Genomic DNA, 20,403 nt, shown 5'->3' with positions numbered 1-20,403 from the left:
CCGCGCGAAGGCATCCCGAGGCGAGGAAGGCGGAGTCGATGAGCGAGGCGGAAGAACCGCGCGTGGTGACGGTGGGGCGCGGCCGGCGCGACTACGTGCCGGGCGTGTCGCTCGAGTGGCTGGCAGACGAAAACCTGACGCCCGGCAGCGGGATGACGTTTGGGCGCGCCCAGTTCGAGCCCGGCTCCTCGAATCCGGAGCACTATCACCCCAACTGCCACGAGCTGGTGTTTGTCGCCGAGGGCACGATCGAGCACACGATCGGGACGCAGACGGTCACGTTGTCCGCGGGATCGCTGTTGCATGTGCCCCAGGGTGTACGGCACCGGGCGATCAACGTCGGCGAGGACACGGCGACGCTGCTGGTGGCGTTTTCCAGCGAGGCGCGGCAGACGGTCTTTCTGGACGAGCCGGCGGAGTAAGCCGAACGGGCGCCCACAAGTGGCGCCCCTACGGGAGGCGGACCCGAGTGTCGGTGGCATCCGGACCCCTCACCCCGACCCTCTCCCGGTGGGAGAGGGGGCGGACCCTGCCGAAGCGCCTGGGGACTAACTGAGTCCGGCGGCGGCGTACCACTCAAGGGTGTCGAGCAGCGTGTCGTCGAGCGGCCGCGCCCGGAAGCCCAGGTCCCGATGGGCCTTGCTGGCGTTGAAGTACAGGTAGCTTCTCCCGGTGACAGCTTCATCATGGGCGATTGGCGGAGCGATGCCCACAAGGTCGGCGAGCGGCTCGACCGTGACGCTGAGCCCCGTAAGTAACCAACGCGGCAGGGTGACGATCGGCCCGGTGTTGCCGGCGATGCGTCCCGCCCGCTGAGCGAGGTGTCGGTAGGTGAGGTTGTGGCCGGTGAGCAGGTAGCGTTGACCAGCCCGGGCGCCGGCGGCCATGGCCAGCAGGCCGCGCGCCACGTCGCGCGCGTCGACCAGGCTGTTGCCCCCGGGCGGCACGGCCCGGACCCAGCCGCCCACCAGCGGCCGCAACAGGCGCCAGGCGTGGCCGCCGCGGTCCCACGGGCCGAGCACCGTGCCCGGATTGGCCACCACCGCGGGAAGTCCCCGCGACGCTGCCCTGAGCACCAGCCGTTCTCCCGCCTGCTTGGACATGGCGTACATCAGCCCGTGCTCCGCCGCCTCAAACGGTGTCATCTCGTCCATCGGCGTTTCGAGCCGGTCCGCGAGCCCCACCGCCGCGAGCGAGCTGACGTGGACGAAGCGCCTCGGCGGGTGCGCCGCCAGCCACGTGAGCAGGTGCGCCACGCCTTCGACGTTGACCTCCCATTGGATCTGGTGATCGCGCCGGTAAAACGACTGGTTCGCGGCCAGGTGGAAGACCCAGTCGAAGACATCATCCGGAAACGACGTCGGGTCCCTCAGGTCGCCCGGCACTTGGCGGACATCGAGTCCCTCGAATGCCGGCGCCGCCCATGGGTCGCCCGGCAGCACCAGCGCCGTGACGTGGTGGCCGCCGGCGGTGAGTTCGCGGACGAGCGCGCTTCCGAGCTGGCCGGTGGCTCCGGTGACGAAGCAGCGCATGCTATCCCGGGCGCGAGCCGCGAACCGCGGCGCGCCGCCGGCTAGGCGGCCGTGTCCGTGATCTCGAAGGACAGGTCTCCAAGTCCCTGCACCTCGAAGCCGAGACGAAGCGTGACCGGGCCGTCGGGCAGGGAGACGCCGCGCACGACCAGCGTCGACGTCTTGTTCATCGCCAGGCTGAAGGGCGACTCCGGCGTGACCTCGGCAAACCCGTGCTCGACGCCGTCAACCTCGAAGAAACAGTCCGACAGATCGACCTGCACACCGTTAACCACCACGGGCAGCAGTCGCCGGGCGTATCCCGACCCCAGCGTGTTGGAAAGGTTCAGCGCGAACCCGTCGGCTGTGGCACGGAGGCTGCCTTTCACGTAGAGCCGCCGCAAGAGGAATCCCGGAACCTTCAGCGCCATTGATCGACCTCGACCTGTCGTTGCATGTGAAAGATATCGCGTTCGGCCGCCGCCACGTCTTCCGGCAGCAGCTGGCTCCCCGGTCGGGCGTCGGCGAAATACCAAATCTGGGCCAGGCGTTCGACGAGCCGGGTGACTTCGAGCGCATGCTCGGGATCAGATCCCACCGCGAGGGTGCCGTGATTGGCCAGCAGCACGGCCATCCGCGGACCCAAGGCGGCCACGGTCGCCTCCGCCAGCTCCTCGGTGGCGGACGGCGCGTAATCGCTGACTGCGACCTCACCGCCGACGTACACGACCTGCTCGTCGAGGATGGGCGGGATTGCCTCATGGCGGACGGCCAGCACGCTGGAAAACACGGGGTGCGCGTGGACCACCGCGCGAACGTCCTCCCGCGCCCGATAGACCGCCCCGTGCATGAGGCATTCGACGGACGGGATGCGGTCGCCCTCGATGGGATCGCCGTCGAAGGTCACCGTCACGATGTCGTCGACCGTCGTCTCGTCGGACGGCATGCGGCTGGGCGTGATGTGCATGGCGTCGGCGTGGCCGTCGGCGCGGACGCTGACATTGCCCGCCGTGCCCACGACCAGATCTTCGCGGTACATGGCTTGCCGGGCCGCGAGCACCGCGGCTCGCGCTGCGGCGGAATTCATAGCGTCTCTTGCACAAAAGCCTCCAGCCGGGATCGCAGATCCACCCAGCACGCGTAGTGTCCATCGTACGCGCGCGCTGCCGAGGGGTCCGGCTCGTGGATTTCTGGCGCCGGCGACAGCTTCGCCGCGGCCTCATCGAGCGTGAAATCGCCGGACGCCGCCGCTCCACAAATCGCCGCGCCGATGGCCGTAATGGGAAGGCCGGGGTAAGCCGCCACCGGCGCGCCGAGCACGTTCGCCAGGATGGGGCCCGCGGCGGGAGCGGCGGCAAACCCGCCGGTCAAGCGCACCGGCGCGTCATCGCCGATCGGCGGGGGCAGGCGCTCCAGATTTCCCCGCACGGCAAAGGCCATGTCCTCCAGCACCGCCGTGGCCAGCAGCTCGCGCGTGGGCACGCCTTCGGCGAAGGGCATCGGCGATACCACGCCGGCGGCCCCGAGGCCCGCGGTCGCCACGTCCATGACGCGAGCGCCGGTGGTGGCGAATATCCCGCGCTCGGCCGCGGAGTCGGTCGGGCTCGCGAGATCGGTCAACTCGCCGTCACCGCCCTGGCTCAGCCAGGCATAGCCGCTGGCCAGGTCGCCGGCGTTGCTTTCGGCCAGGTATTCGCCGCCGATGCGCTCGCCGCGCCAAATGGGGGCCTCGGCGTCCCATGCCGCTTGCGGCCGCACGATCGTGAGACTCCACCCGGCGGTCACGCAGTCTCCGTCGGCGAAACCCACCGTCCGCGAGCCCAGCTCGGCCGCATGCGTATCGGGTACGCCCATCGCGACCGGCAGACCCCGGGGCAGCCCGAGGGTACGGGTCTGGGTTGCGGGCATCCGGCAGGCGGCGTCGCCGTCCGCGACCGGCGGGAGCAGTGGATGGGTCCAGTCAGGAAGCACGGTGTTCAGCCAGCGCTTCTCGGGGATCGAACGGGCGCCGGTTTCGGCGGCGCTCACCGAGCCAATCGATTCAGCACCGGTGAGGCGCCGCACAATCCAGCCTTCGAGAGTTGTCAGCGCTTTGGCGGGCGCCATGACCTCGGGCGCTTCGGCTTCGAGCCAGGCCAGCTTGCCGGGCCAGTAGATCGCGGCAAGGGCGCGGCCCGTCTGTCGCATGAGGGCGTCCCCGTGGGCGGCGTCGATGGCGGCGCCGTAGAGCGACGCTCGCAGGTCGTCGTTGCCCGAGGCAAAGAGCACCGTCTCCTCGTCGTCAACCACGATCAGGGTCTGGCGCATGGCGCAGAGGCCGAGCGACCGGACCTCGCCGCACTGAGCGGCGACCTCGGATACGCACGCCGCGACCTCGGACCAGATGCGCTCGACGTCGAGGGTGCGCTCGAGATCGGTGATGACCATGGGCTTGCGCGGACGCGTCCGCCTTGCAACGGCGCGAATCTTCCCCGTTGAATCCAGCGCCGCCACGCGCGTCCCCGACGAGCCGATGTCGACGCCGAGATAGGCGGTCCCACTCGTCATGAAGGCACGTGCGGCGGAACCGGATTGCGGAGGGGCTCACCCGCCAGAAAGCGTAGGTAGTCGTCCACGATCATGTCGGAGTGCCGCGCAATGGTGACGTCCGTCGCCCCGCCGATGTGCGGCGTGAGGATCACGTTCGGCGCGGAAAGCAGCGGGTGGTCGGGAGGCAGCGGATGCGTCTCGAACACGTCGAGCGCGGCGCCGGCGAGCCGGCCGTCCTCGAGGGCGGCGGCCAGGGCCTCGGTATCCACCACGCCCTCGCCGGTCGTGGCGACCAGTCGCGCTCCGGCCGGCAGCCTGTTCAGGGCGTCGGCATCGATGAGGCCCTGTGTCTGGGGGAGCGCCGGACAGTGCACCACGACCACGGTTGAGGCGGCGAGCAGCTCGTCAAGCGACACGGCGGTGCAGCCGAGCGCCTGCATCTCCGCCGCGGTGACTGCCGGATCGCTGGCCAGGATCCGGCAGCCGAATGGTCGCAGCAGGGCCGCCGTGCGCCGCCCAATGGCTCCCAGGCCGATGATGCCGACGGTCTGCTCGCCGAGCTCCGTGCCGCGAAATCCGAAGTATCCGCCGGTGGGATCGGCCCAGGCGCCATCCGCGACGAACGCCGAGGCCTCGATCACCGGGCGCACCAGATTGAGCATGAGCGTCAGCGTGAGCTCGGCGACTGCCTGCGAGTTGCGGCCCGGAGTGTTGGCCACGACCACACCGGCAGCCGCGGCCGCGTCAAGGTCGACGTGGCGGTGGTCGACGCGGCAAATCCCCACGAACCGCAACGTCGGCGCCCTGACAATCGTTTCCTCGAATATGAAGTCCGCCTCGATGAACAGGGCGCCATAGCCGTGCTCCTCGATCTCCGCCGCGAGGTCGAGCGGATCGACGAGCTCCTGGGTCTCGGTCCATGGGCGCAGCGTGAGATCCGCAACACGCCGCAGGCGGTCCACCGCGGGTCCGGCCAACTCGACCAGGCTGAGCACGCGCGGGCGACGGCTGGCTTCGTTTCGAGTCACGTTGGAATCCGCGGCGCCTGGGCGGCGAGAGTGTTGCGCACGGTCACCCTCACCCTATCCCTCTCCCGTCAAGGGAGAGGGGACCGGACCTCCGCGAGGCTGGCTTTGCGCGTTGGTCATAAAGCAGGCACCATCGGGAATTGGCCGGTCTTGGCCGAGGGGGCATTGTGAACCGAATTCTCGATCGCGTTCGTGAGCCGGCCGACTTGCGCCAGCTTGCCGCCGACGAGCTGGCGGCGTTGGCCGACGAGATTCGCGCCGAGATCATCGACACGGTTCAGGCCAACGGCGGTCATCTCGCCTCGAATCTCGGAGTGGTCGAGCTGACGCTGGCCCTGCACCGGGTCTTCGAAAGCCCCCGAGACCCGATTATCTGGGACACGAGCAACCAAGCCTACGCGCACAAGCTCGTGACGGGACGCGCCGACGACTTCAAGAGTTTGCGTCAACCGGGCGGGTTGTCGGGATTCGCCGCGCGCGAGGAGAGCCCGCACGACGTCATCGGCGCCGGGCACGCCGGCACGGGCGTATCGGCCGGCGCGGGCGTCGCCCTGGCCAGCCGCGTCCACGGCGACGACGCCTCGGTCGTCACGGTGATTGGGGACGGGGCATTCACCTCCGGCGTCGTATTCGAGGCGCTGAACCATGCGGGCGATCTCGGCTTGCCGCTCGTGCTTATTCTGAATGACAACGGGATGTCGATCTCGCCCAATGTTGGGGCGCTGGGCCGCAACCTGGGCCAGGGTCGGCACTACGACTGGACGCCGCCCGCACCGGACAGCCGCTTCACCCCGTCCCAGCGCGAGACCGCGCCCACCTCGCCTTCGGGATCGGCCCAGGAGTTCTTCGGGGCGTTCGGCTTCGCCTACCAGGGTCCCATTGACGGTCATGACCTTCGCTCCCTGGAAGAAGCGCTGCAGGCGGCCAAGGCGCTCCGACGACCGGTCGCCGTGCATGTGTTTACGCAAAAGGGGCGGGGACTCCCCGCCGCCGAGAGCGATCCGGTGACGCTGCACCAGCCGGGCACGGCGCAGGCGGTCGGGGCAACCGTGGCGCCGAGCTATAGCAAGATTCTGGCGCAAACCCTGGCCGAGTTGGCGCAGGATGACCCGCGAATCGTCGCGGTGAGCGCGGCCATGCTGGAAGGCACTGCGCTCGCGGATCTGCAGCAGGCGCTGCCGGGGCGCGTGCACGACGTGGGCATCGCCGAAAGCCACGCCCTCGCCTTGGCCGCCGGCCTGGCCACCCAGGGCCTGCGGCCGGTGGTGTGCATCTACTCGACGTTCCTCCAGCGTGCGTTCGACCAGATCGTGCACGACATCGCGATCCAGGAACTGCCGATCGTGCTGGGGGTTGATCGCGCCGGAGTCGTGGGTGACGACGGCCGCACCCATCACGGCGTGCTCGACCTGGCCTATCTGCGCGCCATTCCCAACCTCGTGGTCGCGGCGCCCAAGGACGAAAACGAGCTGCGACACCTGCTGGCAACCGCCATCGCCTCGGATCGGCCATTCGCGATTCGCTATTCGCGCGGCGCGGGCCGCGGGGTGCCCTGCGACGAGCCGCTGCGTCAGATGCCCATTGGTCGCGGCGAAGTGCTCCGCGAAGGCGGTACCGTCGCCCTGCTGCCAATTGGGTGGGCCGTGCATCCGGCGATGCAAGCTGCTGAAGTCCTGGCGGCCGACCACGGCATTCACGCCGCGGTCGTCAACCCGCGCTTCGTCAAGCCGCTTGACACGGAGCTGATCGTGCAGGTGGCTGAGCGGACGGGACGCGTGGTGACGATCGAGGACCACAATCGCATGGGCGGCTTCGGCAGCTCCGTGCTCGAGCTGCTGGCCGACCATGGCCGGCGCGATATCACGGTGAGCCGCCTGGGCCTGCCGGATCGCTTCCTGGATCACGGACCCGCGGACAGCTTGCGCGCGGCGCACGGGCTGAGCGTCGACGGCATCGTGGACGCGGCGCGTGGGCTGGTAGATCAGCACACTAGCGAGGAGTCGACCGCGGCCGACTGGCCGTTGACGCTCGAAGGGCGCACCACCGCGTCCTAGGGCGCCACGTCCTCCGGGAGCTGGGTCGAGCTGGCGGTGACGGCTGCGTCCAACTGGGCGCTCGAAACTCCCTGCGCGCCGCGCAGATCCGCGCGCGTGAGATTCGCGCCGGTGAGGTCCGTTTGCTCGAGATGGGCGTTGATCAGCACGGCGCCGTCCAGTCGGGCCCCTGAGAGGTCCACGCGCTCGAGGTGTGCGCCCGGCAGATGGACGCCGCGGAGGTCCGTCTCGGAGAGGTTCAACCGATCACTGCCGCGCCGCGTGTGGCGGCGAGCCCCGATGGTGGTCATGGCCATCTGCACGTCCGGGCGCACGATCTCGGGATCGTCCGCGCGTTCCAAATCGAGTGAAGCGTTCTGGCGCACGTAGCGGCTCAGCACGTCCATCACCGGCCAGTAGTCTTGCGGCGACTCCTGCACGATCTTCCCAAGCTCCTCGATGCCCCGGATGCGCTCCTCGATCACCGGTTCGCCTTCGTGCGAAACGTTGAGCTGGGCGATCGAGCTGCGAACGCGCGTGTTCAGCGTCGGTCCCTCGCGGGCCTTGATGGACTCGTAGAGCGATCGCTGGCGGCGCCAGAAGTAGTAAAGGCCACCGCCGAGCAACAGCACGCCGATCAGTTGCACCGGACCGAAGCCCTCGTCGGCGGCTTGCGCTCCCGCCGGCGGCAAGGCGGGCGTAGCCACCGGCGTGGCCTCCGCTTCCGCCCGCATGACCTCGCCGCAGGTGGCGGCGGCCCAAAACATCAATCCGCTGATAAACACAAAAAACAGCACGATGCCCGCGGCAGTGAGCAAGAACTTGAGGTTTCTCACCTGCGACTCCTGGGCGCCGACGACTGCCGCAAGGTTACACCGCGATCAGCGGAGCGGTCGCGGCCGCAACCGGCTGCTACGATCCCCGAGTGAACGCAGCCGGCGGGGCGACGCGCTCCGCGGCGAAGGCCCGGCCACGGCGATGGGAGCCGACCTGCATGGCGGTTGAGCGATTGCGGCAGCGGCTGATGCCCTGGCAGGAAGGTCGGCTCGGGGCATCGCTGGAGACGCTGTCGACGCCCGAAGTGCCGGTCGTAGCCCTGGACGCGCGACTAGAGCTTGGGCCGCCGGTTCTTGCCGTGGGACTCGGCGGGCGCGGCGTGGTGACGGTGCGACCGGACTGGGCGCCGGCGCTGGAGGCAGCCCTCAGCGGACTGAGCTATGACCTGCTCTTCTCGATTTACGGCGCCTACGAGATCAGCCGGGCCACGCTTCCCCACGGACTCACCGGCTGGGGGCCCTACTTCTGCATGGCGGCCGACGAGCAGAGCTTTTGCGAGGCCGACGACCCGCGTCCCGTCTATCTCAGCGGCGACGAGATTCGATCAACGGCCGATCCCAAGATTTTCTGGCACTGCTTGTTGGACGAGTCGATCGGCGGATTCGGCATTTTCGACAACGGCCAGTTGGTTTCCTTGGCGTCGATTCGCGTTGAAAGCGACGAGTTGCTCGAGATCGGCATCGACTCGGCGCCCGACCAGCAGCTGCGCGGCATGGGGCGGGCGGTGGCGGCGGCGGCGGGGCGCTGGATTCTGGAGCAGGGCAAGCTGGTGTGGTGGACGACCTCGACCTGGAACGTGCCCTCGTCGCGGCTCTCACGCGCGCTGGGGCTGGTTCACATCTGGAGCGAAATGATCGCGGTGCCCGGACCGTTCCGCATGCCGCCGCAGCCGCTGGGCGCCCCGGCTCCCGGCGCCGAAATGCGCAACTACTACCCCGAATGGGCCATGAACCACGACATCAAGCCCAGGGAAGACTAGGCGGTCGCGGATGAGTGCTTCGAATCGTCCGCTGCGGGTGGCGATTGCCGGCTGCCACCGCATGCTCGATCGCGTGGGGCAGAGCCACAACTGGGCCACGGCGTTCGACGCGGTGCCCGACACCGAAATCGTCGGCGTCTTCGACTACGGGGACGAGACGCGGCAGGAGTTCAAGGCGGTGTGGGGCGATCACATCTCCGATTTCGGAGACTACCCGCGGATGCTGGAAGCGGTGGATCCCGACATCGTCTGCATCGCCACGCGGCAAACCATGCACGCCGATCAATGCGAGCAGGCCGCGGCGGCTGGGGTGCGGGGCATCTTTTTCGAGAAGCCGCTGTGCACGACGATGGACGAGGTCGATCGCATCGTCAACGCGTGCGAGGCCAACGGCGTGGGCGTGGTCTATGGCCTCGACCGCGCCTGGTGGCCGCCGTACGTGCGCCTGGCCGAGCTGCTGGCGGACGGACTGATCGGCGAGGTTCAGGCGGTGTTCGGGTTTGGACTGGCGCAGCTGCTCAACCACGGCTGCCACTGGCTGGACGTGATGCTCACGCTGGCCGGGCATCCCGAGCCAACCTGGGCCGCCGGCTATGTCAACGACGTCTCCAGCCTGCCGGCGGACGCGCGGGACCGGCTGGATCCGCCGGGCCGCGGAATGTTCGGCTGGGGCGAGAACAAGTTTGCGCACGTGATGCGCGAGGGCGCGCCGAGTCACGCCTACGAGGTCCTGGGGAGCGAAGGTCGACTGCTGGTGACCAACGACGCCAGCGACGCGCTGGTGTGGCGCGTGCGCGAAGGCTTCGGCTACCTGGGCCGCGAGGGCCTGGCGGCCGAGACTATTGAACTGCCCGACCGAGGCGGTCTGGCCGATGCCGGCCGCGTGGCCGTTGGCGATCTCGTGGCCGCGATTCGCGACGGCCGGCCCTCGATCTGCGGGCTGGACCGCGCGCGCCTGGTAACCGAGCTCGGATTCGCGTTCCACGAATCGCACCTCCAGGGCGGCGCGCGCGTGGCGCTGCCGCTGCAGGAGCGCAACGTGCGCGTGCCGTCCTACGAGTGGGGCAACGAGCCCCCTGCGGTCGAGTAGGTCGGAACCGCTAGGCCAGATCCCAGCGGCTGGGGTTCATTCCGGGCGCCTCGGACTGCATGCCCTCGGGTTTGTTGCCGCCCTCCGGAAGCCAGTGGCGGGTGTTGCGATCGGCGAATAGCGGGCGCACGTGGTCGGGCAGCGCCGCCACGGCGTCGGCGTCCCAGGCCGGCACCTCGCCCTGCGGTCCCGCCCACGCCGGCCGATAGGCGATGGCGATCATCTCCCGCGGCCGATCGCCGGTGTTGGGGAAGTTGCCGTGAAAGACGCGGTGATTGATCAGCACGGCTGATCCCGCCTTGGCGGGCACCATGACCTCTTCGGGATGGCCTTCGAAGCGGAGATAGGGATTCGCGTCGGCGTGGAAGGACAAATGGGACCGCGGCACGACGCGAAATGGCGAGACCTCGGGCGTCAAATCGTCGAGGTAGTACAGCACTCGAACCATAAACGGCGTGCTGCCGCCCTGACCGAAGATCTTGGATCCGTAGGGCTGGCCGTCGGTGTGCAGGCTGATGCCGGGATGGCCCGGCTCTGAACGCGCATAGGCCACCGACATCAAGATGATTTCCGGCCCGCAGAGCGCGCGCAGGAACTCCAGCGCGGGCGGATTCCCGATGAGATCGCTGATCAGACCGCCGGCAAACTCTACGCCGGGGCGCACCTGCTGGCTCTTGCTGTAGTCGGTGGGGATGGTTTCCCAGGTCGCCGTGACGGCCTTGAGGTCGGCCACCTGCTCGGACGTGAGCAGGTCGGGCAGCACCAGATAGCCCTCGACCTCGATCTGCCGGATGCGCTCGCCAAGGGTCAGCGCCGCCCAGTCCCGATCGTCAATCCGCCGCGTCGCCGCCTCAACGGCCATCGCCGCCTCCGTCACAGGTTCATTGGTGGTGGGTTGACCTTCCCGCATGGGCCAGGTCACGGTCAAACTGTTGCCCAGGGTCGGCGGCGGACGGGCGGCTCGGGCTAGACCAGCCCCAGGCGGTGGTTGGAGAGGCGCTCCAGGCCGTCGGCGGTGACGAGGTAGTTGTGCTCCAGCCGCACGCCGTGGAAGGGCATGCCGTAGGCGCCCGGCTCGAGGGCGATGACCATGCCCTCCAGAATCTCGCCTTCGACGCCGGGCACGAAGTCCGGCGCCTCGGGATGCTCCAGCCCGAGCGAGTGTCCGGCGTGGCCCGGCAGCCCCCACTCCGGGTTGGCGCCCCGCAGCACGGCGTCCTGGACGGCGTAGATTTCCTGCGCGCGCACGCCCGGGCGAATCATGGCCTCGGAGGACGTCAGCGCCTCGTGGACCGCGTCGAAGGCGTACTGCTGCTCCGGCGTGGGCCGCCCGCCGAGGGTGATGGTGTTGGTGAGGTCGCAGCGGTAGCCGTTGACGTAGGGAAACAGGTCCATCACGACGTTGTCGCCGGATTCCATCACACGCGGGCCGGGGTCGCCGCGGCGCGGCACGACCCGCGGACCGGAGATGAACTCGCACATCATCACGAACGGGCCTTCGGCCACTTCGAGCCCCGCGGTCACGATGGCGGCATAGGCGTCGATCTCGCGCATGCCGGGCGCCAGGCACTCCCACGAGGCCGCGTGCATGGCCTCGCCGACTCGCACGGCGGCGCGGATCAGCTTCAGCTCGTCGGGATCCTTGACCCGGCGCATGAGGCCCAGGTGGGGCTCGATGTCCCGCACTTCGGGCGCCGCCTCGGCGACCGTGGCGGGCACGGCGGCCCGCTCGACGCCGATGATCTTGCTCCCGAGCTTGCCAATCAGGTCGATGACCGCGCTGGCCGTGCAGTGGGCGCGGGTCACGTCGGGCTCCGCCACGCCCCAATGACCGTGGATAACCTCATCAACGGCAGGCTCGCCGTCGAGCTTGGCGAACCCATCGAGAATGAGCGTCGTGGGTCCGGCGCGTTGGATGACCAGGTACTGCGGCGCGCGATGGTGAATGTCGTTGGGCGACGGCATGTAATTGGCCAGATAGAAGACGTGCTCGGGCCGCGTGACAACGAGCGCTTCCACGTCGGCGTCGACGCATTCGAGCAAGCGGCGCGTGCGCGCCCGACATCCCTCAGTGCTGAGCATGGATTCCCTCAACCGTCGAGCGGCGCTGGACGCGGGCAGTCTCGCGCACCGCCGCGCGGCGGTCGAGTCTCAGGAGCCAGGCCGTCCGAGCGCGTGGCGCAGGGCGTGCTCCAGCATCGGGAAGTGAAAGTGGTAGCCCGAGTCAATCAGTCGAGCCGGCTCGACGCGCTGGCTGGCCAGCAGCATCTCGTCGGCGATCTCGCCCATCATTGCGCGCAGTATCGGCGACGGCACTGGCAGCAGCGCCGATCGGCCAAGCACGCGACCCAATGTGCGGGCGAACTCGAGATTGGTGCACAGCTCCGGGGCCACGACGTTGATGGGGCCCCGCAGGTCGTCACGCGCCAGCACGTGCCGCATGACACCGACGACGTCCTCCAGCGCCACCCAGGGCCACCACTGGCGGCCGCTGCCCAACGGGCCGCCCAGCCCGAGCCTGAAGGCAGGCGCCTGGCGCGTCAGGAACGGGGAGTGGCCCGCCACCACCGGCGCACCGCGCAGATGCACCACCCGGATTTCGCGGCCGGCGGCGGGATGCGCGGCGGCCTCCCAGTCGGTCGCGACTTTCGCTAGGAAGCCTGACCCCGGCGGGCAGTCCTCACGCAGGACTTCGTCGCCGCGGTCACCGTAGTAGCCCACCGCGGAGTAGGACACGAAGACGCGGGGGCGAGACTGCAATACGGCCAGCGTCTCGGCCAGCAGCCGCGTTCCGTCCACCCGGCTGGCGAAGATGCGGCGCTTCTTGGCAGCCGTCCAACGCCAGGCGGTGGTCGGCTCGCCGGCCAGGTGCACGACGGCGTCGAGGCCCTCAAGACCGCCCGCGTCGATGGTGCCGGCCACGGGATCCCAGGCAACCTGGCCCTCGGCGGAACGACGCGGCGGGCGGACGAGATGGATGACCTCATGGCCTTCGGCCAGGAGCGCGGCGGCGACCGCGCCGCCGATGAGGCCGCTGCCGCCGGTGAGCGCTACGCGCACGGCGCCCCCCTGGCGGCCAGCGAGTCGTCGGGAAGCGACTGGGGCGTGAATTCCCACCTCCGCGGGAATGACGGCGCTGTGCCGACCATTGAAACGCCCCTCACAGACTCGGAGCCACCGCCAGAGTCTAAATCGGCCGCGCGCCAATTCGCTGAAGTCTTGACCACCATCGTGCCTGGCTCGACAGGCAAACCAGTCCGTACGGTAGAGGCAGCGCGGCGTTGATCGTCTCCGTCAACGCCTGGCAGCCAAATCAGTAGCGGACTTGCGAGCGCATCGACCTGACGACTAAGCCGGCTAGCGCGAGGCGCTCTCATAGATATGGCGCGGCGGGCGGCGCAGGTCCCACACCAACCCAAGCCAACTGAGCACCGTGAGCAGCCAGTGCGTGACGTCGACTTCGTACCAATAGAACCCGTTGCGCTCGGCCCCGGGATAGCGGTGGTGGTTGTTGTGCCAGCCCTCGCCCATGGTGACCAGCGCCAGCCAAAAGTTGTTGCGGCTGGTGTCCTTGGTGTCGAAGCGGCGGCTACCCCACATGTGGGCGCCGGAGTTGATGAGATAGGTGGTGTGCCACAGCATCACCGTGCTGATCACAAAGCCCCACACGAGCACCTGCCCCCAGGTGACGCCCGTCTGCGGGAATGCGTGCTCCAGCCAGAATCCCAGGCCAATCACCCCGCCCGCATAGGCCGCCATGCCGAGCCGGTAGTGGCTCTCGAAGAAGCGCAACTCGGGAAAGCGGGCCAAATCCTTGACCTCTTCCCAGCGCGTGTCGTCCCGGCTCACGCGGATCAGCCAGCCGATGTGCGCCCACCAGAATCCGCCGTGCAGCGGCGAATGGACATCCTCCTCGTCGTCCGAGTGCCGGTGATGAAACCGGTGGTGTCCGGCCCACCACAGCGGCCCTTTCTGCATGGCGGTCGTGCCGAGGAACGCAATCACCGCCTGAAACACGCGCGACGTGCGATAGCTCCGATGGGAGAAATAGCGGTGATAGAAGCCGGTGATGAAGAACACGCGCATCCAGTAGAGCCCCAGGCAGACCACCACGGCCGGCCAACTCATGCCAGTCCAGATCGCGGCCAGTGCCAAGAGGTGCACGAGCGTGAAGGGAAGGTTGCGAACGACGGCGTGTAGGCGCGAAGAGGATTCTGCCTCGGGACTGTCCCGCCGGGCGGCAGGTACGGCCTCAGAGCTCACGACGGGTCTCGGGCTTCTCCACCCACAATTGCTTTCGGAATCCAGGCGTCTGGACGCAGCCTTCGTTAGAAAGGGTGAGATATGGAAGACCGGCGTTCAAGCCGATCTTTGCTCGATACCGCTAGAAGGCCGCGCCGGCGGTGATGACCTGGCTCGGGGGCGCGGTGGATTGCCCCAAGTGCTCGAGCAGCACCTGGACATCGCGCGTCTGCCCGACGGCAAACGCCGCCGAGCACGTCGCCAAGTAGAAGTCCCACATCCGCACGAACGTCTCGTCGAATCCCAGCCGCCGCACGTCGTCGATGCGGCTCCAAAAGCGCGAGCGCCACGTATCCAGGGTGCGGACGTAGTGAGGACCAATCTCGTCCACCATCCGGACGGCAAGGTCGCCGCGCGGCGTCGCCGCAGCCTCGGCAATCTCGCACATGGCCGGCAACAGTCCGCCCGGAAAGATGTAGCGGCTGATCCATCCGGCTCCGCGATAGGGCAGGTCGACGTCGGCGTCGGGAATGGCGATGGTCTGCAGGAGCATCCGGCCGCCCGGCCGCAAGACGCGCTCGCAGACTTCGAAGAAGCAGCGCCAGTAGGTACGCCCGACGGCCTCGAACATCTCAATGGAGACCACGCGGTCGTATTGCCCGTCGATGTCGCGATAGTCGCAGAACTGGATATCCACGCGGTCGCGCAAGCCGGCCTCGGCGACACGCTTGCGTGAATGCTCAAGCTGCTCCCGCGAAATCGTGATGCCGGTCACCCGGCACCCCGTCGTTTGGGCGGCGTGAAGCGCGAATCCGCCCCAGCCGCTCCCAATCTCGAGCACGTGGTGATCGGGGCCCAGGTCCAGCTTGTCGCAGATGTCCCGCATCTTGGCTCGCTGGGCCGTGGCGAGGTCGTCACATCCTTCCGGCCAGCGCGCGCAGGAATAGGTGAGCGACTCGTCGAGAAACAGCCGGTAGAAGTCGTTGCCAAGGTCGTAGTGCGCGTGGATGTTCCGCTGGCTGCCGACCTTGGTGTTGGCCCGCCGCCGATGGCGCCACGCGTTCAGCAGCCGCGCGAGCAGACTGGCGTGCGACTCCAACCCCAGGCGAGGACCGTTGCGCAGCGTCTCTTGCAGCAAGGCTTTCAGATCGGTGCTGGACCATTCGCCGGCCATGTAGGACTCGCCGGCGCCGGTCGTGCCGCCCAAGAGCAGGCGCGCAAAGAAGCGCGCGTGGTGGACGTCCGCATGCACCCGACGAGGTGCGTCGCTGGGACCGAAGTCGCGCCGCGAGCCGTCGGGGAGCTTGAGCCGCAGCGTGCTGCCGGACCACCGATGGAGGCGACGGAGGATAAGCGCGCCCGCCGCGGCGTGGAGGGGATTGATCATCTCGAGCGGTGAGGCTCAGCCGTCGGATGCGCAGTGGGAATTGTGCCACGCCAGCCGCGGGGGCCATGCGTGGCTGGCCGAGAATGCGCGCACCGCACGTGCGGCGCCAGAGGCGCTCGATCAAACCACCGCTGAGTTCGGAAACAACTGAGACCCTCTGTCAATGCTGAAAGGCCGTATAATTGGGGCGCGCCGATTCACGCACGCCCCGCCATGAAATCCGCCTGGATCAATCGCACCCTCACCGCCCTGCGGGATGCGGGCGGCAGAGTCACCGGACAGCGGCGTCTGATTCTGGCGGCTATCGATGCCGCGCCCGCCGGGATTTCAGCCGGAGAGCTGGTCAGCGCGGTGCAGCGATCCGATGGCGATGCGTCGCGGAGCACCGTGTACCGCACGCTGGACCTGCTGCGGGACATCGACGCGGTGGAAACAGTGCATCCCTCACCGGAGCAACACCGCTATTTGGCGCGCCGGACCCCCGACCAGCATCACGTCGTGTGCCAAACCTGTGGCACCGTCGAAATCATCGAACGCTGCACGTTCGACGCGATCACCAGCGAGGTTGAGCTCGAGACCGGATTCGCCGTGACCGGCCACAGCCTGGAAGTGTATGGGCTGTGCGGTCCGTGCCATACCACCGCGACTTAGCAAACGGCGTCAATCACAGTCAATCAACGCGCCGGTCGTCACGTTTGGGATTCATCCGGCTCGTTGTGTCACCATCGAGAGACCCACCTACGAACGTGGCAGTGCCTACCTGCTGACGCTGGCGGGCTTGCCGCGCCTTTGGAGCACGCATGACGTCCACGCCCTATGCCGATCTGGCCACCCGACTTCAGACCGTCCTTGACCTCGAGTATCCGCCGGTGGCGGTCGCGCGCGTGGACGCGCCCCCGTCAGGGATCGCGGCGTGGACCGACGCGGTGCCGTCGGCTTGCACGTTTTGGCGCCGCGCCGAGGAGCAGGTGTTCTTCGCCGACGAGGCGGCACACATGGGCTGTCCCATTGGGGCGATGGTGATGGGATTCGAGCTGCCGCCGGCCAAGCAGGAAGAGCTGATGGGTCTGGTCGGCGACATGTGCTCGCTGGCCTACATCCGCGAAGAGGAGATTCCCCACATTCCCCATTTCGATCCCGGACCGAGGGGCGCCGTCTACGGTCCGCTGGCGACGTTTCCGCTCGAGCCCGACAACGTGATCCTGTGGCTGACGCCCAAGCAGACGATGTTTCTCGAAGAGAGCCTGGGCGGCACGCTGTGGACCGGTCCGCAAGACGGCGTGTTCGGTCGGCCCGCCTGCGGCGTGCTGCCGACGGCCGCGGGGCGAGAGGCGGCGTCGATCTCGCTCGGATGCATCGGCATGCGCACATTCACCGAAATCCCCGACGCCTACGTACTGGCCGCCGTCCCCGGCAGCGCCCTGGAGACGCTGGCGGATGGTCTCGACGCAACGCTGGCGGTGAACGAAACCATGGAGGCCCAGTACCAGGAGATGAAAGCGGCCGTCTAGCCCGGCGGCCGCGACATCCACCAGGGAGGATCAATCCGATGTCGACGCGCGCTTCCGCGCCAGCCGAAACAATCCAGCCCACGTTTGACGATCGCGGGCTGGTGCCGGCCATATCCCAGGACGCCTCGACAGGCGAGGTCTTGATGCTCGCCTACATGAACCGCGAGTCGCTGGCGCTCACGCAGGAGTCGGGCGAGGCGTGGTTCTGGAGCCGCAGTCGGCAAGAGCTGTGGCACAAGGGCGCCACCTCGGGCAACGTGCTGACGGTGGAGTCGATCCACATCGATTGCGACGGCGACGCCCTGGTGGTGAAGGTCCGCCCAGCCGGGCCCGCCTGCCACACCGGCGAGCGGACGTGCTTCTTCCGGCGCCTGGACTGAGCGCGCGGGCCGACGGCGCCCGCTAGACGAGCACTCGCCGTGGGTCGCTAGCGGCCCCGCCGACGCGGTATTCCAGGTGCAGGTGGGGACCGGTGGTCCACCCCGTGAGGCCAACGAACCCGATGGTCTGCCCACGGCTCACAAACTGCCCGGGCGCGACCGGTGGGGGCCAGGTGAGGTCGTCCAGGTGGGCGTAAAGCGTTTCTTCAGTCTCGCTGTGGGCGATGATCACGATCATTCCGTAAGACGCCCGACGGTCGCCCGGCACCACAAGTCCCGCAGCGAGCACCACGCCGTCGTTGGCCGCGACGATGGGCGTGCCCGACGAGGCGGCAATGTCCATGCCCAGGTGGGGACACTGCCCAAAAGTGCACCCGCCGTACTCGGTGGTGATCAGTCCCAGCAGCGGCCAGATGTAGGGGCCCGCCGCGCCGGGGCTCTGCTGGCTGATGACGGTTCTGGCGAACTGTTGCGCCCGCTCCAACGCCTCGGCGGCCCGCCGACGCTCCTCTTCAACGAGTTGCCGTTCGTAGATATCGCGTAGAAGCCGCACGCGGTAGGCGATGGCCTCCGACTCACGTTCAAAGGCCCGCACGTCCTCCGCGCGCTCCGCCTGCTCCTTCTGCACGCTGAAGATGAGGTCCTGCTGCTCCTCGGACCTGCGCGCCAGCTCCTCCTCGATCGACTGCGCTTCGGCCTGCAACTCCTGCTGCCGGTCCAGACGGGCCGTCAGATCGGCCGTGCGCAGCTGAATCTCGCCACGCCGCAACCGGAGCTGGCCGATGTCGGCGACGCCGCGCGCCAGCAACCGCTCGAGCGACGCCGCGCGGTCGAGCGCGCTGGCGAACGAGTCGGCCGCGAGGACCTGTTCCAACAACGTCGTGCGGCCCGCCTTATACAGCGATCGCGCCTTCCGCTCGAGCACCGAGGTCTCGCCGGCCAACGCGTCATTGAGATCGCCGATGGACTGGTTGATGTCGAAGACTTCGAGCTCCACGGTCTCGAGCTCCCGCTTGACTTGGATAAGCCGCTGGGCAGCCAAGTAGCGGTCGCGGTCGATGACGGCCAATTGCTGCTGCAGCGTGCTTTCACGCGCGATCGCCGCCGCTACCAGCGCTTCGGCGGCGCGCCGCTCACTGTCCACACGCTCGATTTCCTGCTCGGTGGCCTCTATTTCTTCCTCGGTCACCGATTGCGCGAGCAGCGGGGTCGTTGCCACCGCCGCCGCGCCGAGGAGCGAAGCGCCAAGCAGCGCGCGGCGGTTGATGGGGCGGCCAGGCCGCCACAGGTGCGAGTGCGTTACCTCCGGCGGTTCAGACATAGACCTCCAGGATCATCGGGCACGCGCGGCCATGCCCCGATCGCATTGTCAACGATTGCCTCGCGCTTATTGAGATAATATCGCAATAAGGGTGCACCCGCTAAGGTCGCGGCGGCCCGCTTAGAATCCTCGTCGCGAAGCTCTGACGTCGTCATTCCGTGGCGGCGGAAGTCCAGTTCCGAGACTTGCCTATGATCGAGTCGCTGAAGCCACGCGCCCTGCTGGCCGAATTCGTGGGCACCACGCTTTTGGTGTTCGTCGCGATGATGACGACATCCATGGCGCAAGTTGGCTTTGGCGACGTCGCCGCGGGAAATCTGCTCATTCCGGCCTTTGGCCACGCCTGCATCCTGGCGGGGCTGGTGTACGCCATCGGCCACGTGTCCGGCTGCCACATCAACCCCGCCGTGACTCTGGGACTGGCGGCCATCGGCAAGTTCTCGCCGCGGCAGGCGCCGTCGTACCTCGTGGCGCAAATCGCCGGCGGTCTGCTGGGCGCGTTGCTGCACGGATGGACCTGGCCGATGGGACCCGGCACGGCCATGACCCTGCCGGCGGTCGACGTGAGCGCGGGGCAGGCGTTCCTGCTCGAGGCGGTGATGACGTTCGTGCTGGTCTCGGTGGTCATCGCGGTGGCGGTGAGCGGCAGAGTGCCGGCGGCCGCGGCAGGCGCGGCCATCGGCGCCACGCTGGGAGCCTTGATCCTGGTGGGCGGCGCGATCACCGGCGCTTCCATGAACCCGGCGCGCAGCTTGGGACCCGCCATCGTGAACTGGCACTTTGACTCGCACTGGATCTATTGGCTCGGACCAATCATCGGCGGACTGGCCGCGGGCATCGTCGGCGTGCTCACGCACGATCTGCGGCGCAGCGCCGACGACGACTAGCTAGCCGGCACGGAGGCGCTGGCCGTAGGCCTTGGCCTGCGCCACGATGTCCACGCCCACGGTCTCGCTGAAGGCGTCGAGCAGGCGCAACGTGATCGTCCCCACCGCGCCGTCGCCGACGGGGCGGTCGTTGAAGCGCGTGGCCGGCATGATGACGAAGGGTGTCGAGGCGAAGAACGCCTCCTGCGCCACGATGACGTCGTAGGGCTCGAGATTGGCCTCACGGACCGGCACGCCGATTTCGCCGGCCAGGTCCAGGATGCTCTGCCGCGTCACGCCGCGCAGGATGTGCCGCGGCTCGGGCGTGAGCAGCTCGCCGTCGCGAACGATGAAGAAGTTGGACCCGGTGCCCTCGGTGAGGTAGCCATCCTCGTCCACCAGCACGGCCCAGGTGTCGTCGCCGCGCCGCTGGGCCTCGTTGAGCGCCATCCGGTAGTGCATGCGCGAGCGGCTTTTGACTTTGGGATCGAGCAGGCGCCCGGGGATCGCATGCTGTCGGGGCACGTGGGCGTTCACGCCGGTGTCAAACCAGTCCGCCATCGGACCGATATATGGAATGAGCGGCCAGGTGTGGATCGCCACCGTCGGCTGCCCGGCCTCGAGGGCGACGTCCGCGTAGAGCGCGAAGACGCCCGGCGACATGTTGTGCACGATGGTGAAGTCGACGT

At 68.3% G+C, this 20,403-nt stretch carries 20 protein-coding genes and 1 pseudogene; 8 read left to right on the top strand and 13 right to left on the bottom strand.

Annotated elements, in window-relative coordinates:
- The first annotated feature begins 38 nt into the window (after positions 1 to 38).
- A complete protein-coding gene (locus OXG33_10340; protein ID MCY4114320.1) occupies positions 39 to 422 on the top strand; it encodes a cupin domain-containing protein in 384 nt (127 codons plus the stop codon).
- 126 nt (positions 423 to 548) lie between these two features.
- Here OXG33_10340 and OXG33_10335 read toward each other — a convergent pair whose 3' ends face one another.
- The 5 genes from OXG33_10335 to OXG33_10315 are packed head-to-tail and all read right to left on the bottom strand — an operon-like array spanning position 549 to position 5,068.
- Positions 549 to 1,532, bottom strand: a complete 984-nt coding sequence (locus OXG33_10335; protein MCY4114319.1) for an NAD-dependent epimerase/dehydratase family protein — start codon at positions 1,530 to 1,532, stop codon at positions 549 to 551.
- A gap of 41 nt (positions 1,533 to 1,573) precedes the next feature.
- Entirely contained in the window at positions 1,574 to 1,942 is a 369-nt protein-coding gene (locus OXG33_10330) for a hypothetical protein (GenBank protein MCY4114318.1), read from the bottom strand.
- On the bottom strand, positions 1,933 to 2,598 hold the full coding sequence (locus OXG33_10325; GenBank protein ID MCY4114317.1) for a class II aldolase/adducin family protein: 666 nt from the start codon (positions 2,596 to 2,598) through the stop codon (positions 1,933 to 1,935). The genes OXG33_10330 and OXG33_10325 overlap by 10 nt, the downstream gene beginning before the upstream one ends.
- Positions 2,595 to 4,058, bottom strand: a complete 1,464-nt coding sequence (locus tag OXG33_10320) for an FGGY family carbohydrate kinase (GenBank protein ID MCY4114316.1) — start codon at positions 4,056 to 4,058, stop codon at positions 2,595 to 2,597. The genes OXG33_10325 and OXG33_10320 overlap by 4 nt, the downstream gene beginning before the upstream one ends.
- Complete coding sequence (locus tag OXG33_10315) at positions 4,055 to 5,068, bottom strand: hypothetical protein (protein MCY4114315.1); 1,014 nt, start codon at positions 5,066 to 5,068, stop codon at positions 4,055 to 4,057. Before OXG33_10315 ends, OXG33_10320 begins: the two co-directional genes overlap by 4 nt.
- 167 nt (positions 5,069 to 5,235) lie before the next feature.
- Here OXG33_10315 and dxs point away from each other — a divergent pair, with 167 nt between their 5' ends.
- The gene (dxs, locus tag OXG33_10310; GenBank protein ID MCY4114314.1) at positions 5,236 to 7,122 is read left to right on the top strand and encodes a 1-deoxy-D-xylulose-5-phosphate synthase; all 1,887 of its coding nucleotides are present in this window, start codon (positions 5,236 to 5,238) and stop codon (positions 7,120 to 7,122) included.
- Here dxs and OXG33_10305 read toward each other — a convergent pair.
- Entirely contained in the window at positions 7,119 to 7,937 is an 819-nt protein-coding gene (locus OXG33_10305; GenBank protein MCY4114313.1) for a pentapeptide repeat-containing protein, read from the bottom strand. The genes dxs and OXG33_10305 overlap by 4 nt on opposite strands.
- A gap of 158 nt (positions 7,938 to 8,095) precedes the next feature.
- On the opposite strand from OXG33_10305, the gene OXG33_10300 reads away from it, so the two are divergent.
- Positions 8,096 to 8,917, top strand: a complete 822-nt coding sequence (locus tag OXG33_10300) for a GNAT family N-acetyltransferase (GenBank protein ID MCY4114312.1) — start codon at positions 8,096 to 8,098, stop codon at positions 8,915 to 8,917.
- A gap of 10 nt (positions 8,918 to 8,927) precedes the next feature.
- Positions 8,928 to 10,007: a Gfo/Idh/MocA family oxidoreductase gene (locus OXG33_10295; protein MCY4114311.1), complete on the top strand. Its 1,080-nt coding sequence runs from the start codon at positions 8,928 to 8,930 to the stop codon at positions 10,005 to 10,007.
- A 10-nt stretch (positions 10,008 to 10,017) separates the two neighbouring features.
- On the opposite strand, the gene OXG33_10290 is transcribed toward OXG33_10295, so the two are convergent.
- The 5 genes from OXG33_10290 to OXG33_10270 form a co-directional block, all read right to left on the bottom strand.
- A complete protein-coding gene (locus OXG33_10290) occupies positions 10,018 to 10,869 on the bottom strand; it encodes a phytanoyl-CoA dioxygenase family protein (GenBank protein MCY4114310.1) in 852 nt (283 codons plus the stop codon).
- 104 nt (positions 10,870 to 10,973) lie between these two features.
- Positions 10,974 to 12,089, bottom strand: coding sequence for a Xaa-Pro peptidase family protein (locus OXG33_10285; protein ID MCY4114309.1), 1,116 nt, complete (start codon positions 12,087 to 12,089; stop codon positions 10,974 to 10,976).
- A gap of 69 nt (positions 12,090 to 12,158) precedes the next feature.
- On the bottom strand, positions 12,159 to 13,067 hold the full coding sequence (locus OXG33_10280; GenBank protein MCY4114308.1) for a TIGR01777 family oxidoreductase: 909 nt from the start codon (positions 13,065 to 13,067) through the stop codon (positions 12,159 to 12,161).
- Positions 13,068 to 13,364: 297 nt separating this feature from the next.
- A complete protein-coding gene (locus OXG33_10275) occupies positions 13,365 to 14,135 on the bottom strand; it encodes an acyl-CoA desaturase (protein ID MCY4114307.1) in 771 nt (256 codons plus the stop codon).
- 256 nt (positions 14,136 to 14,391) lie between these two features.
- Entirely contained in the window at positions 14,392 to 15,636 is a 1,245-nt protein-coding gene (locus OXG33_10270) for a cyclopropane-fatty-acyl-phospholipid synthase (protein ID MCY4114306.1), read from the bottom strand.
- 213 nt (positions 15,637 to 15,849) lie between these two features.
- Between OXG33_10270 and OXG33_10265 the strand changes: the two genes are divergently transcribed.
- The 3 genes and pseudogenes from OXG33_10265 to hisI all read left to right on the top strand — a co-directional run bounded on the left by OXG33_10265 (position 15,850) and on the right by hisI (position 17,524).
- On the top strand, positions 15,850 to 16,287 hold the full coding sequence (locus tag OXG33_10265) for a Fur family transcriptional regulator (GenBank protein MCY4114305.1): 438 nt from the start codon (positions 15,850 to 15,852) through the stop codon (positions 16,285 to 16,287).
- Between the two features lie 149 nt (positions 16,288 to 16,436).
- On the top strand, positions 16,437 to 17,147 hold the full coding sequence (locus tag OXG33_10260; protein MCY4114304.1) for a DUF169 domain-containing protein: 711 nt from the start codon (positions 16,437 to 16,439) through the stop codon (positions 17,145 to 17,147).
- A 38-nt stretch (positions 17,148 to 17,185) separates the two neighbouring features.
- Positions 17,186 to 17,524, top strand: a pseudogene (gene hisI, locus OXG33_10255) (phosphoribosyl-AMP cyclohydrolase).
- Between the two features lie 25 nt (positions 17,525 to 17,549).
- Here the strand turns inward: hisI and OXG33_10250 are convergent.
- Complete coding sequence (locus tag OXG33_10250) at positions 17,550 to 18,848, bottom strand: peptidoglycan DD-metalloendopeptidase family protein (GenBank protein ID MCY4114303.1); 1,299 nt, start codon at positions 18,846 to 18,848, stop codon at positions 17,550 to 17,552.
- 191 nt (positions 18,849 to 19,039) lie between these two features.
- On the opposite strand from OXG33_10250, the gene OXG33_10245 reads away from it, so the two are divergent.
- The gene (locus tag OXG33_10245; protein ID MCY4114302.1) at positions 19,040 to 19,735 is read left to right on the top strand and encodes an aquaporin; all 696 of its coding nucleotides are present in this window, start codon (positions 19,040 to 19,042) and stop codon (positions 19,733 to 19,735) included.
- Here the strand turns inward: OXG33_10245 and OXG33_10240 are convergent.
- Positions 19,736 to 20,403, bottom strand: a 668-nt coding sequence (locus OXG33_10240) for an aminotransferase class IV (GenBank protein MCY4114301.1), incomplete at its 5' end; no start/stop codon positions are given.

It is taken from the genome of Chloroflexota bacterium (assembly GCA_026708035.1).
In the GTDB taxonomy this organism is placed as follows: Bacteria; Chloroflexota; UBA11872; order UBA11872; family UBA11872; genus JAJECS01.
This window is presented reverse-complemented; position numbering and strand designations above follow the sequence as displayed.